This window comes from Pedobacter sp. AC379, from assembly GCF_979258145.1.
Genome location: NZ_OZ409839.1, coordinates 3,381,095 through 3,393,949, shown reverse-complemented (window position 1 = coordinate 3,393,949; position 12,855 = coordinate 3,381,095). Strand labels below are relative to the sequence as shown.

Below are 12,855 nucleotides of genomic sequence, written 5' to 3'. Positions count from 1 at the left end.
CTTTTAAAAATAATTATACAAACCTGTCAATTGCAGGGGCTTTGGTTACCTCATAAAAACTGGAATTATTGAATGAAGATACTTTGAAAACAATCTCTTCTTCCCTTCTGGCCAGCGCATGTATTCCTGGAATAAACCGTTGCTTAAAGCGTTTAATGCAAATATTTTCCTTGCAAATAACTTCATAGTTGTTTTTGCTTATAACGGTTACTTCCAAAACGTAATCCAGCCATTGTTTTTTAACTAGGCCGGGTAACCAACTAAACTGCTGCTTGCTGATTAAGTTACCCATACCGTTTATTGCCGCTTCAGAAACTTCGTTGCCCGCTACCTGCACCCAACAATCATCTATCCTATCAATAATACCAAGTACATTACTGCCGGAGAGCACCAACCATGGATCTTCCATGCTGGCACGGATTAACTGATATAATATATCTGCTAAACCTTCTTGTTTAAATACGTAATTAAGTTCGATCATAAGTTTTTGTATCAGTTCGATATCGGGAGATTGTTGATGCGTACAAGTGTTTCGATAGTGCTGGCGAAACGTTTCATAGATATTGGTTTGCCAAGATAACATTCGAAGCTAGAATCGAGCATTCTAACCTCATGCTCTAAGTTTGATGAAGCATAAATCATAAAACGTGCCTTATCCCTTAAATGTTTTGATAATTCGGTACCTGCCATTCCGTCCATATCAATATCCAGAAAAAGAAAATCGATCATTTCTCCTTTCCCTATTGTATTTAAAGCATCTAGCGGGTTATTAAATATACTGGTGACCTTTAAAAAGTCGATCTCTTTGATATAATCGTTCAAAGCCTCAATTGCATGCTGCTCATCATCAACTATAGAACAGTTGTAATACATATTTGTAAATTAAAATAGACTCTGCAAATCTTGCTAAAATCTATATCAATTACAATAGCTATGAAAAGAAAAGGTAATATTACGGTAATGGATGTCTTATTAAACCCAATAAAGTATTTGTGCAGATTTACTTTACGTATTTATACTTAAAATTTACTTTAAAAAGGTTGCATTTATTGTCAATTGGCTTTAAGTATTAAAATCCACTAACAGATCCTTCAGTTAAACCTATAAATTCTAATATTGCAGGTAATAGCAATCCCAATTTAGCCTTACTAAAAAGTTTTTTCAGTTTAAATGTAACCACCGTACCAAACAGGAAAGAAATTAATTGTAAAATGCCAACCATTGCGGCTAACAGTTCATTGATGGAAATTCTGTTTTTATGGGTGTTTAAGCCTTCGGCAATGTGTTCAATAAAGGGAAAAAGATTTTTATCTGCGGTGAAATATCCTGTTGGTGCTTCACTATCTTCTATCATGGTGCCGCTAAACACATCATCAATGCTGATAGAATATGCTCCACCGGAGCTTGTAACATCTATAATTGAAATTTGATCGTTTTTTTTATTGTGGATTTCGAATGTAAAACTACTCATAGCATCGGGATCATATAAACGGTTTAAAATACAGGTATAAATAAGTTATCCGCGTTGTGTATTGCAGTTTATAAAAAACAGCTATTAGCGCTTGAATACGATAAACATTGTTTGTTCGCATTTTTGGTAATTAGGACGGGATAATAGACTTTATCAGGTTGACCTGATTGATGACAAAAATAGTTATTCTATCGGATTTGCAGAAATATTATCATTTTCGGAAACTTTAGCAAAAAAATTAGAATTTCAGAAAAAAAATACATTTTTTATTGGTTTACTGCTATCAGGAATTCATTCAAATTCAATATTTAACATAAAAAAGACGAATTTTAACGGTAAAGTGATTTTTAATGAACTATTATCGTAATTAAAGCAAAGGGGATCTAACAAATTTAAAGTAACAATTTTGTTATAAACCGACTGATTTTTAATTTATCACAAAATTCAGGTTAAAAGTGAACATAATTAAGCCAAAAAAATAGCACATAAACTTGGGTTAGAAAGATTACTTATGATATAACCATTTTAAAACTGGTGTATATAAGTTATTCTAATTCAATACAATGCTGTTCATCCCGTTCAGCTGAAAATAATTTAAACTTCTTTAAAGGAATACTGTTCCCTAATAAGATCTACATTATTCGCTGCTAAAATTGTCCAATAGTTATGAATCTTAATCCTATTTATGATGTACTTAGCTCGCTATGTGTTGATCTTGTTTTTATTTCTGCTCAGTCGAAATATAAACGCACAAATAAATTCATCAGCGCCATCGCTTCTAAACCAAAAATCTGTTCAGCTTAATGTAGGTACGCAAGGTATAGGTGCCGAGTTTGCTTATGGTATTTTACCTGAACTTGCCCTCCGTGGTGGATTTAATTTCATTCCTTTTAAAGCAAACGACGTTTTTAAAGTTTCGGGATTCAATTCTACTTCTAATTTATCTGCCGATTTTTATAATGTGCATGCACTGGCAGATTATGTTCCCATCAAGAAAGCAACCTGGTTTAGATTGGTCGGTGGTTTTGGTTATTTCTTTAAAGCAAAAGGCGACCTTCGGATAATCCCTTCTGATGATTACAAATACGGTGATCTGGTACTTACGGACGATCAGATTGGTTACGTTGATTTAAATGTGAACTGGAAAGGCCTCGCCCCCTACCTTGGGTTAGCGTTTGTACACGCTTTCCCACAGAATAGGTTTAATGTTAATTTCGATCTGGGCACATACTACCTCAGTAAACCTAAAGCCGATATTACGGGTACAGGCTTGCTGGAAGGTAATTCATCTCAAACTCCTCAGTTTCAATCAAATATTAAAGATTACCGGTGGCTGCCCATCGTTCAGGTCAATTTCAGTTATAAACTATAAATGCTAAGGATCATGTTTACAATCAAAAAACTGCAAATGGGGTTAATTATGTTAACATTAGCTGCCTGCACCAAGCCTACAGAAAACATTAAAATCGTTGTCGATACCGACGTAATAAAATATACCGCATTGATAAATGTTACCGATGGAGAAAATGGTAATCCTGCTCCTGCCAACGCTACAATTACACTTTCGGGTGCTGCTGCGCAAGACATTTACGAACTTTCGGGCAAAAAAGAAATTAAACTCAGCTCGGGAATCGTAACTATTGGCCTTCGTCCTACCATTGCCCCTACGGCCGATCAACCCATTAATGTTAACGTAGAAATTAATGCACCAGGTTATAATAAAGAAACGCGGCAGGTTATTTTTAAAGCAGAAAACAAACAGCAGCTGGTAAATATTCAGCTTACAAAAATTGGCTCAACCACGCCTCCGGTTGTAACGCCACCGCCACCAGTGTATAATAATGTAGCACTCACTTTCACAGGCAGATGCCCAAACCGTACAGATTTGGAAATCAGACCGAGTGTTTATGTATACTTTAAAAAATCGGGGAGCAATGCTGCTTTTCAATACCTGGGCTATATGGATAAAGGAAAAATTAGCACAAATTTACTCGAACAGAACGGAACATATGAATTTCAGATTGTATATGGTGCTGAAACTTATAGAGTAACGCAGAAGATTGACCAGACAAATTATAATTTAACGATTGATATGCCTGCAGCCTGTAACTTTTAATAAGTTAAATTGAAACTGCAAAAAAAAGCCGTTCAGATTCGAAATCTGAACGGCTCTTTATTTATATCTTCAATCTTACAATGCAGCATGCGCATCTCTTAATGCTTTAATTGCATCATGACTGGCATTAATTCCTTCTTGTTGTTTCAACAATACAGATCTAATTGCTTCGCCAAGTTCATTCTCCTGAAGTGCATCACGGTAGGCTTTTTTAATGGCATCTTCACCACGTTCACATTCAGCTAAAATACTGTGTCTGTCGTCGCCACCAAAGCTTGCCTTAATGTCGATCCATGCACGGTGTAAGCTACCTAAGATGGTGTTGCCTGTATCAGGGTTTTCACCGTTTCTTCCTACCAAACCGGCAAGTTCGGTTACATTAGCTCTACTATCAGATGAAAATTTATCAAAAGTTGCTTTTAAATCAATATTTACATCTTTTAAATCTGCACTTGCTTTATCAAAGCCATCTGCTCTATCATTGTTAATTTGAATCAGGTCGTTAAGTACCTCTACTGTTTTTTCTTGATTTTCCATAATATATATTGTAGATAATTTAAAGTAACAACAGCAAATTGAACAGATAGTTTAAGTTATTTTACAACCAAATTTATTTTAAATTATTGAATGGAAATTCGCGGAGACATCGCAAAAAAAAAACGTGTAAAAAGAGAAAGCCCCATATTACTATGAGGCTATATAATTATGTTTTATAAGCATCCACCGATAAAACTAACCAAACAAACTATATACTAAACGCAACTGGTTTTAAATTGTTTTAAAAAATCAGACAAAATTTTTTATTTATTATAAAGGCAGCTTTCCAAGGATAATGATTCAATGTAGAACAGATATATCGGCGAGGTTGTAAGAAATATATAAGGCGCGAAAAAATTATAAAATATTAATTATCAATTATTTACATAAATTAACAACTACTTTTGTTTAAAACACCATGTTTGTTGATAAATCATTTAAAACATTTGCCTGTGTTATCAGATTGTATAAAGCATTAAACTATCAATATGAAAAACACGAATACTCAAATTAGTACAGACTTAGAAAAGTTTATCGAAAAATTCGAGCCTAATAAATTTAAGTTATTGGCGCGTGGAATTGAAATAAGAGGCAATAATGATGTACACCGCAGTATCACTTTTGCTAAAGAACTGATTGAACGCATGAAATTAAAGTTAACGGTTCATCATTCTGCAGAAATGGCCATGTATGGAGGTTTTGAAGTGGTAAACAGCTAAACGAGATTTTTTACGAGAAGTTGAGCATCTGGATTTATTAATTTGATTTTCATATCCACTGGATAACAATTTAATGTTATTCAGTGGATATAGAATAATGTTTAACCTGTGGAGTTATTTTCGGGGCAATTAAACAACCAACTATTCGCCATTTGCATCACCACTCAGTACACTGCTCATGTAATCAAAAAATGGCCTCATATCTTTAAATCCCTTTCCCATTTGGTGCACAAAATCATCTTTTAATACCGTTTCGTCATCAAATCTTTTAATCAGTAAAAATTGCTTAAAGCGTAAAAGATCGATAGCTGGATGTTCGGCTTCGAAACCTTTTGGTGTTGTTTTTAATTGCTCACCTGCTAAATTGCCGAAGGCAGCCATAAAACTTTTACTATTTAAAATATCGCGCAGCGGCTGATTATCAAAAGCAATGTCATCCCTTATTAACTTTAAGTCAGCCGGAGATGGCCCCCAGAATCCGCCACCAATAAAACTGTTTCCTTTTTCAATATGGAAGTAATAACCTCCACGCCTACTTTTACCTGCACGTTTAAAACTTCCGCTCCAATGTGTTTTGTAAGGTGTTTTATCTAAAGAAAATCTGGTATCGCGGTAAATGCGATACAAACTCTTTTTGCCCGAAGGCGTTTCAATTACATCGTGCAGATTGAGTGCTGCTAGTAATGCTGAAGCAAAATTTTCGATGTGGGCCTGTTCTTCCTGATATTCGGATTTATGCGCATTAAACCAATCGCGGTTATTGTTGCTTTTCAGTTTCTCCAAAAAACCGATACTTGAGGGATATATTTTTATAGGCGTTGCAGGCATTGATTTATTGTTGGCTTTACAGGATATTGAATTTCAAAGATAAGGTTTTCCATTCCTCAATTATTCACATTCAATTATTCAAAATCAATAATTTTTCCCTCGTATAAATACCCTATTTAAGCTTATTCGATAAAAAAACCAGTTATGGGTAAACCAAATTTAACTTGTTTTGTTGCTCCTTCAAGTGATCATATTGGAGTTAAAGTACAGTACACAATAGATCTGGCATACCAAATTGATAGTTAAGGTCTTAAACATTAAAAAACAATGAATCAAAATGAATTCAGCTTAGCGGCAAATTCTCATGCAACAGCACTTCATTCGCATGCCATGCAGTTTACAAAAGATCCCGACGAGGCTAAAGATCTGGTACAGGATACGTTGCTAAAAGGCATCCGTTTCTGTCATAATTTCGATCAGGGTACAAATATTAAAGGCTGGCTTTATGTAATTATGCGCAATACTTTTATCAATAACTACCGTTCGAATAAAAAACGCAGTGAAACGGTTACTACGGAAGAAGAAATTTCCAGTGCGCATTTGCTAAAAAGTTCTACCCGGAATGCTGCCGAATCCGGTTTTGTGATCAACGATATTCAACGGGCACTTAATAGCATAGTACCCGCGCTTAGTATTCCATTTCAAAGATATTTTGAAGGCTATAAATACCATGAAATTGCCGAAGAACTTGATTTGCCGTTGGGGACAGTAAAAACACGCATTCACCAGGCCCGACTGGAACTTAAGAAATACTTGAAAAATTACCGTGGAAACTATCAGCTTTAAGCAAACGGGATAGTTCTTAAAATTATCCATTACAACCCGTTTTACATTTATAGATTTTACATTTCTAAAAAGCTTAACAACTAGCCTGCATTAATTAATGTGGGCTATTTAAGTAATCAACAAGAGCATAGATATTACTCTCGCAAGAATTTTGCCCTCCAATTCAGCTTAAAAGATGGATATTGCAATTCGAGTATTATACCATAGTTAATATTTCATTCATTTTCAATCGAAAATCATATTTTTAGTGTTCTAAACACTCTGTTATGATGAAAAACTGGTTAAGCAATAATGCTATACATTTCCTTATTGTATTTTTACTTTTTGTTGTTTGCTTTCTCTTTTTCAGTCCATCTTTTATGGGTAAAACCTTAGGACAAAATGATGTAACCAGGGCACAATCTACCCAAACCGAAATTAACCACTACAAAGAAAAAGGAGAAACCATTTTATGGACGAATCAAATTCATGCGGGTATGCCCACCTTTCAGATATGGGCACCCTACCCGGCAAACATTACCACTTGGGTTGTTAAAGTAATTAGCTATGCCATGCCTGCCCCGACCGGAATTTTTATGGTATTGCTGCTCGGCACCTACTTGCTTTTCTGTGTGCTAAAAGTCAATCCATGGTTATCTTTCGCCGGAGCGCTTGCATTTGGCTTTTCATCTTACAACATTATACTTATCGGTGCCGGCCACTCCAGCCAAATCTTCGCCATCGCATTTTTTGCCCCCGTTTTAGCAGGCGTTATTCTAATTTTTAAACGATCGTACTTTAAGGGAGCAATTTTATTGAGCACCTTTCTCGCTATGGAAATTAGGGCAAACCATATCCAAATGACTTATTATCTGATGATGGCAATATTGCTGTTCGTATTGGTTGAATGTTACAAGGCCTTTACCGATAAAACGATTCCATTATTCCTAAAATCAGTGGGATTTTCAGCCGCGGCTACCCTGTTGGCCATATTGGTAAATACATCTTCTTTATGGAGCACTTATGAGTATGGAAAAGAAACCATCAGGGGTACTTCGGAGCTGAGTAGTACAAGCACTAAAAAAACAACCGGATTGCCCAGAGATTATGCATATGAATGGAGCCAGGGTATTGGCGAATGCATTACTTTCTTAATTCCAAATGCGTATGGCGGAAGTTCCCGACCGAATACAAATCCGGAGTCTAACCTTATTAAATCACTCAAAACCTTAGGAGCTGATGACAATCAGGCATTAGGCATTGCCCAAAGTATGCCGGCACTTTATTGGGGCGAAAAACCTTTTACTGAAGGCTCTTTTTATTTTGGTGCAATCATTGTTTTCTTCTTTGTACTTGGCCTTTTCATTGTTAAATCCAGTATTAAATGGTGGCTGTTATCAGTTGTTATTTTTACCATGCTACTTTCTTTTGGCAAAAATTGGCCATTTTTATCCGATCTGTTTTTTTACCATGTACCTTTATACAACAAATTCAGGGCGGTAGAATCTATCCTTGCTGTGGCTGGCCTATGTTTCCCGATGCTGGCCATATTAAGCCTGCAAGAAGTAATGAATACCAGCGATAAAAAAATATTGCTGAAGAAAATATTTCCGGCTTTATACATAACAGCTGGTTTTACATTATTGATTGCCCTAGTGCCCACCCTCTTTTTATCATTTAAGAGTGCCAACCATAATGAAATGCTTAATCAGATTGCTACTGCATTTAAAATTGGGCCACCCGAAGCCAATACAATCGGAAATGCACTAGTTGAAGACCGTAAATGGCTAGCACAAAGCGATGCCATTAGATCATTGGCTTACATTATAGCGGCTTTTGCATTGCTCTGGTTATACCTAAAAGATAAAATAAATCCTGTATTTTTTCCAATTGCTATAGCATTAATTGTGTTAACTGACCTTTACACGGTTGATAAGCGGTACGTAAATAAGGAAAGTTTTGTGGCAAAATCCATTACCAATACCCCTGAGCCTAGAACTGTTGATTTAGAAATATGGAAAGATAGCGACTTGAATTATAAGGTTATCGATTTAACAAAAGACATTTTAAGTGATGCGACCACACCGTATTTTCACAAATCGATAGGTGGTTATTCTGCAGCAAGGCTAAAAAAATTCAATGAAATTGTAGAAATACAATTTAAAAAAGGTGTTAATCTCAATATCCTGGGCATGTTGAATACCAAGTATATAATTACAGCCGATTCTGCACAACAGCTTAAGGTAATGGCCAATCCAAAAGCCTGCGGCAACGCTTGGTTTGTGAACCATATTACTTTTGTAAAAAACGCTGATGCAGAAATGGATGCACTAAGTACGCTAGTGCCACAAACAGATGTAATTATCAATAAAAAATACAAAAGCCTCATCATCCAGGAAACCCCTAACAATGAGCTGCCTGCCGGACAGATTAAAATGACCAGTTATTCGCCTGATACACTTGTTTATGAAAGCAATGCACCAAAGGCCAATACCGCTGTTTTTTCGGAAGTATACTATAATAAAGGTTGGAAAATGTTTATAGATGGTGTTGAAAAGCCTTACTTTAGCGTAAACTATATTTTAAGAGGTGCACAGATTGCCGCCGGAAAGCATAAAATCGAATTCATTTTCCATCCAAACGCTTACTACGTTGGAGAAAAAATCTCATTCGCAGCATCTTTTATACTTGTGTTGTTAATTGGCACCGGAATTTATCTTAACTTCAAAAAGCGATCCACATTGAGCTAAATCATTGCAACCTATTAAAGTAAGGGATTGCCCATCAATGCATTGTAAAACAAAAATGATATCAACAAAAAGTAAATCACCGAAAACAGCACAGCTGATCGGGCTGTTTTAACTTTTGTAAACCATACAAACAGCGGAACAACCTGTAAAGCATGCAGTCCCATAAAATGGGCAATGCGTAAATCGCCGGCAACCTTACTCCAGTTGAGCAGTGGTATCCCCACTCCTCCATCTGCTGCCCCAACGGTATGAGCCAGGCGGGAAGCCATAATACCACCTTCCATAGCGAAAATGGTAGTCATAATAATGCCTAAACGGATGCTCCACAGTAAAGCCGGATTCATGGCAACAGCCTTTACTTTAAAAAACATCAGGCCAATTAATAAGGCGAAAAGCGTTTGCAAAACAATTACAATACCCATGGTACCAAACACTAGAGCATTGTAAGTACTTGTAATGTTATAATGAGATAACTCTCCTCTTGCAGCCTGGGTAGCAATGGCAATCATTTCGAAAGACATGGCAAACACTATAAAGTTAGCGAAGTATTTTTTTAACCGTTCAAAAGGAAAATATTGTAAAAAGAGTGGCCAGGTTAGGCAATATATGGCGATAGAAATTGCAAATTTAATGGGTTTAATCCAGAGATTGATGCCCATTAACTGCCTGTGATCAAATAAGGCAATAAGCAACATCAGCAGAAATAAAATTAAATGACCTAAACCGCAATAATATAAAGCAGGACTACCAATCTTGATCCGCGTGAAAAGATTTTTCATGTTATGATTTTGTTTTTTTAATAATTTGATAAAGCAGGTAACCGCAGGGGCCAAACATGAAAGTGAGGAGTAAACAAGGAATGACCAGCCAATGGGAAATTTTTCTATCATTTGCCGATTTTATAATGGAAAAACCAATCAAGAGGTCGAAAGCGAGGTAATGTACCCAGCCTGCCAGTAAAAGTTGATCATTTGCAAAAAGTGTACGTACTTCCTTTAGAGAGCCAAATCCGCCACCTTCAATGTTAAAGAAGCCTATAATATAAATGCCATAAATTATAGCGAGCACTAAAGGTATAACTGCAAAACGAACGAGCCATACCGTTACCTTCCATTTTGGAGCAACGATTAATAACAACCATTGCAAGGCAGCAAGCGCACTGGCAATAGAGAAAACCTGTGGTGTATCCATATTATTTAAAAAGATTCAGATGTTTTAATAGCACAAAGCTGCCGATAATCATTTGGGTTAAAAATGATATTGCGTTAATAAACACAACGAAATCGTTAACATAGGTGAAGATTAAACCGCAATAATGTTTTACAGCAAGAACATTAAGGTATTGATCTGTGGGAAGCGTTTAAAGGAGGTAGTATAGCTTTAATTAACCAAATAAGTATGCATTTAGAAACCATTAACCAACTTAAAACTACTTTTTGGTCAATTTCGCCCTAATCCTGCTCAGGCTTTGTGGTTGAATGCCCAAATACGAAGCAATTAAATGTTGGGGCAATCTATCTAAAATATGCGGGTTAGTATCAATAAGGTTAAGATAACGGTTTTCAGCAGATTGCGCCATGAGGTTACGTTTGCTCTTTGCGGTTTCAATAAATAAATTTTCGGCTATAATCCGTCCAAAACGCTCAAAGCGCTGACTATGCAAATAAAGTGACTGCATATCAGCAAAGCTTAAAGTAAATATTTCACAATCTTCCAAGGCCTCAATAAAAAAATCGGAAGGTGTTTGAAGTAAAAAACTTTCATAATCGCCAATCCATTCCCCCTCAAAGGCAAAACCTAAGGTTTGGTCGCCTTTTTCATTACGTGTAAAAACCCGCATGCCGCCTTTGTAAACAATTACCATGCTTTTGCAAACCTGACCATCTTTTAGGTAGAAGCTGTGCTTCTTTAAACTTAAAGGTTTAAGGCGTTGCATAAATAAAAAAAGCTCTTCTTCGGTAAAATCGACCAGTTTACTTAACGATTGCGTAATAATTTCGTACATGCTGAAATGGGTATCGAAGGGCAAATTTAGTACAATATTTTTAAGGTTTACTGCAATATATCATGCTATCCCACAATAGGTAAAACAAATGATTGACAGCTCGCTAAAAAAATCATAGCCATTATTTTTTTTAGAAAAGTATCTTACAATTATTCCAGTGGGTTTAATTTCTAGTTTGTTTATATCTCATAATAGGTTTAATCTTACCCCGATCCAATATTTCAGCCTTCCAACTTCTTTTATTAAATTTGCATCAATGATTTTATACAAAACCAACGAAGAAGTAGAACTGATGCAAATCAGTGCACTACTTGTGAGCGATACACTAGCAGAAATAGCCAAAATATTAAAACCAGGCATTACCACTTTGGCGATTGACAAACTGGCCAATGAATATATACTTGATCATGGTGCAGTACCTTCCTTTTTTAATTTTAATGGTTTTCCTTTTCACATCATTACTTCCGTAAACGATGTTGTGGTGCATGGATTTCCGACAAAAGATGAGTTGAAAGACGGTGATATTATTTCTGTTGATGTAGGTACAATCAAAAATGGTTTTCATGGCGACCACGCTTATACATTCATAATTGGTGAGGTTTCTAAAGAGGTTTTAAATCTTGTTAAAACCACTAAAGAATCTTTGTTTTTAGGCATTAAAGAAGCCGTAGTTGGGAAACGCATTGGCGATATCGGTGCGGCAATCCAAATGCATAACGAAAAACAAGGTTATGGCATTGTTCGCGATTTGGTTGGACATGGCTTGGGTAAGGATATGCATGAAGATCCACAAGTGCCAAACTACGGTCGCAAAGGCAACGGCTTGTTGCTAAGAGAAAATTTAGTTCTGGCCATAGAACCCATGATTAATATGGGTAAAAAAGATGTTTTTCTGGATGAAGATGGCTGGACCATCAGAACGGCTGATGGAAGCCCATCAGTACATTTCGAACATGATGTTTGCGTTAAAAAAGGTGAAGCACTTATTCTATCAGATTATGCACCAATTGAGGCCGCAGAAAAGCAGAACAGCAATTTGAATACTTCATACTATTAATTGGATATAGCCACAATGCAAATTGTGGCTTTTTTTTGTCCATTTAGCAATAATAACGGAATAATAAGCAGAAATTCAATTATAATAGATCTATACACTACGCTTTGCTTCAGTGATGACGATTTTTTTGAAATTTGTCAGTCTGAGCGGAGTCGAAGACCCATATTAACTTATTTTCTACATAATTTATAATGAATCGTCATTGCGAGAAGGCTTTTTCAGCCGACGAAGCAATCTTTCATGCTAAAATCCTCGCAATTAAGTCCGCTTTACTAAAGCCTGTCGATGATAGCGGAGTCGAAGACCAATGTTAACTTATTTTCTATATAATTTATAATGAATCGTCATTGCGAGAAGGCTCTTTCAGCCGACGAAGCAATCTTTCCCGAATAGATCAATAACATGAAAGATTGCTTCGTCGTTCCTCCTCGCAATGACGATCGTTTTAAGCAAAGTGGCTAACAAATCTGAAATCATGGCGATCGCATCGAGATTGCTTCGTGCCTTACAATTGCGAGAAGGCTTTTTCAGCCGACGAAGCAATCTTTCCTAAATAGATCACTAACATGAAAGATTGCTTCGTCGTTCCTCCTAGCAATGACGATCG

The 12,855-nt window shown here is 36.2% G+C and carries 14 protein-coding genes; 6 read left to right on the top strand and 8 right to left on the bottom strand.

Features of this window, described 5'->3' with window-relative positions:
• Positions 1-13: 13 nt before the first annotated feature.
• The 3 genes from ACZZZW_RS14985 to ACZZZW_RS14975 all read right to left on the bottom strand — a co-directional run bounded on the left by ACZZZW_RS14985 (position 14) and on the right by ACZZZW_RS14975 (position 1,471).
• Positions 14-481 (bottom strand): hypothetical protein, encoded by a 468-nt coding sequence (locus ACZZZW_RS14985; RefSeq protein ID WP_463494534.1) that lies wholly within the window; start codon positions 479-481, stop codon positions 14-16.
• Between the two features lie 11 nt (positions 482-492).
• Complete coding sequence (locus tag ACZZZW_RS14980; RefSeq protein WP_463494532.1) at positions 493-873, bottom strand: LytR/AlgR family response regulator transcription factor; 381 nt, start codon at positions 871-873, stop codon at positions 493-495.
• 196 nt (positions 874-1,069) lie between these two features.
• A complete protein-coding gene (locus ACZZZW_RS14975; protein ID WP_463494531.1) occupies positions 1,070-1,471 on the bottom strand; it encodes a hypothetical protein in 402 nt (133 codons plus the stop codon).
• Between the two features lie 685 nt (positions 1,472-2,156).
• On the opposite strand from ACZZZW_RS14975, the gene ACZZZW_RS14970 reads away from it, so the two are divergent.
• Together ACZZZW_RS14970 and ACZZZW_RS14965 are read left to right on the top strand one after the other, a co-directional pair.
• Positions 2,157-2,843, top strand: a complete 687-nt coding sequence (locus ACZZZW_RS14970) for a hypothetical protein (RefSeq protein ID WP_463494529.1) — start codon at positions 2,157-2,159, stop codon at positions 2,841-2,843.
• Between the two features lie 12 nt (positions 2,844-2,855).
• Positions 2,856-3,587, top strand: coding sequence for a hypothetical protein (locus ACZZZW_RS14965; RefSeq protein WP_463494527.1), 732 nt, complete (start codon positions 2,856-2,858; stop codon positions 3,585-3,587).
• A 75-nt stretch (positions 3,588-3,662) separates the two neighbouring features.
• Here the strand turns inward: ACZZZW_RS14965 and ACZZZW_RS14960 are convergent, their stop codons facing one another.
• The gene (locus ACZZZW_RS14960; RefSeq protein ID WP_463494525.1) at positions 3,663-4,124 is read right to left on the bottom strand and encodes a PA2169 family four-helix-bundle protein; all 462 of its coding nucleotides are present in this window, start codon (positions 4,122-4,124) and stop codon (positions 3,663-3,665) included.
• Between the two features lie 488 nt (positions 4,125-4,612).
• Here ACZZZW_RS14960 and ACZZZW_RS14955 point away from each other — a divergent pair, with 488 nt between their 5' ends.
• Positions 4,613-4,843, top strand: coding sequence for a hypothetical protein (locus ACZZZW_RS14955; protein ID WP_055909890.1), 231 nt, complete (start codon positions 4,613-4,615; stop codon positions 4,841-4,843).
• A gap of 141 nt (positions 4,844-4,984) precedes the next feature.
• Here the strand turns inward: ACZZZW_RS14955 and ACZZZW_RS14950 are convergent, their stop codons facing one another.
• Entirely contained in the window at positions 4,985-5,671 is a 687-nt protein-coding gene (locus tag ACZZZW_RS14950; RefSeq protein ID WP_463494523.1) for a DUF2461 domain-containing protein, read from the bottom strand.
• 267 nt (positions 5,672-5,938) lie between these two features.
• On the opposite strand from ACZZZW_RS14950, the gene ACZZZW_RS14945 reads away from it, so the two are divergent.
• Complete coding sequence (locus tag ACZZZW_RS14945) at positions 5,939-6,457, top strand: RNA polymerase sigma factor (protein WP_463494522.1); 519 nt, start codon at positions 5,939-5,941, stop codon at positions 6,455-6,457.
• Between the two features lie 266 nt (positions 6,458-6,723).
• Positions 6,724-9,186: a YfhO family protein gene (locus ACZZZW_RS14940; RefSeq protein WP_463494521.1), complete on the top strand. Its 2,463-nt coding sequence runs from the start codon at positions 6,724-6,726 to the stop codon at positions 9,184-9,186.
• A gap of 14 nt (positions 9,187-9,200) precedes the next feature.
• Here ACZZZW_RS14940 and ACZZZW_RS14935 read toward each other — a convergent pair whose 3' ends face one another.
• The 3 genes from ACZZZW_RS14935 to ACZZZW_RS14925 form a co-directional block, all read right to left on the bottom strand.
• Positions 9,201-9,965, bottom strand: coding sequence for a hypothetical protein (locus tag ACZZZW_RS14935; protein WP_463494519.1), 765 nt, complete (start codon positions 9,963-9,965; stop codon positions 9,201-9,203).
• 1 nt (position 9,966) lies between these two features.
• The gene (locus tag ACZZZW_RS14930) at positions 9,967-10,377 is read right to left on the bottom strand and encodes an ABA4-like family protein (protein ID WP_463494517.1); all 411 of its coding nucleotides are present in this window, start codon (positions 10,375-10,377) and stop codon (positions 9,967-9,969) included.
• Between the two features lie 238 nt (positions 10,378-10,615).
• Positions 10,616-11,191 (bottom strand): Crp/Fnr family transcriptional regulator, encoded by a 576-nt coding sequence (locus ACZZZW_RS14925; RefSeq protein ID WP_463494515.1) that lies wholly within the window; start codon positions 11,189-11,191, stop codon positions 10,616-10,618.
• 256 nt (positions 11,192-11,447) lie between these two features.
• Between ACZZZW_RS14925 and map the strand changes: the two genes are divergently transcribed.
• A complete protein-coding gene (gene map, locus ACZZZW_RS14920; RefSeq protein WP_463494513.1) occupies positions 11,448-12,248 on the top strand; it encodes a type I methionyl aminopeptidase in 801 nt (266 codons plus the stop codon).
• Positions 12,249-12,855: the final 607 nt, after the last annotated feature.

Bases quoted from the DNA above. Each gene is read 5' to 3' on its own strand.
- ACZZZW_RS14960 (WP_463494525.1), bottom strand. From the start codon at position 4,124: ATGGAAAATCAAGAAAAAACAGTAGAGGTACTTAACGACCTGATTCAA.
- ACZZZW_RS14955 (WP_055909890.1), top strand. From the start codon at position 4,613: ATGAAAAACACGAATACTCAAATTAGTACAGACTTAGAAAAGTTTATC.
- ACZZZW_RS14925 (WP_463494515.1), bottom strand. From the start codon at position 11,191: ATGTACGAAATTATTACGCAATCGTTAAGTAAACTGGTCGATTTTACC.
- ACZZZW_RS14950 (WP_463494523.1), bottom strand. From the start codon at position 5,671: ATGCCTGCAACGCCTATAAAAATATATCCCTCAAGTATCGGTTTTTTG.
- ACZZZW_RS14975 (WP_463494531.1), bottom strand. From the start codon at position 1,471: ATGAGTAGTTTTACATTCGAAATCCACAATAAAAAAAACGATCAAATT.
- ACZZZW_RS14945 (WP_463494522.1), top strand. From the start codon at position 5,939: ATGAATCAAAATGAATTCAGCTTAGCGGCAAATTCTCATGCAACAGCA.
- map (WP_463494513.1), top strand. From the start codon at position 11,448: ATGATTTTATACAAAACCAACGAAGAAGTAGAACTGATGCAAATCAGT.
- ACZZZW_RS14930 (WP_463494517.1), bottom strand. From the start codon at position 10,377: ATGGATACACCACAGGTTTTCTCTATTGCCAGTGCGCTTGCTGCCTTG.
- ACZZZW_RS14965 (WP_463494527.1), top strand. From the start codon at position 2,856: ATGTTTACAATCAAAAAACTGCAAATGGGGTTAATTATGTTAACATTA.
- ACZZZW_RS14980 (WP_463494532.1), bottom strand. From the start codon at position 873: ATGTATTACAACTGTTCTATAGTTGATGATGAGCAGCATGCAATTGAG.
- ACZZZW_RS14970 (WP_463494529.1), top strand. From the start codon at position 2,157: ATGATGTACTTAGCTCGCTATGTGTTGATCTTGTTTTTATTTCTGCTC.
- ACZZZW_RS14985 (WP_463494534.1), bottom strand. From the start codon at position 481: ATGATCGAACTTAATTACGTATTTAAACAAGAAGGTTTAGCAGATATA.
- ACZZZW_RS14935 (WP_463494519.1), bottom strand. From the start codon at position 9,965: ATGAAAAATCTTTTCACGCGGATCAAGATTGGTAGTCCTGCTTTATAT.
- ACZZZW_RS14940 (WP_463494521.1), top strand. From the start codon at position 6,724: ATGATGAAAAACTGGTTAAGCAATAATGCTATACATTTCCTTATTGTA.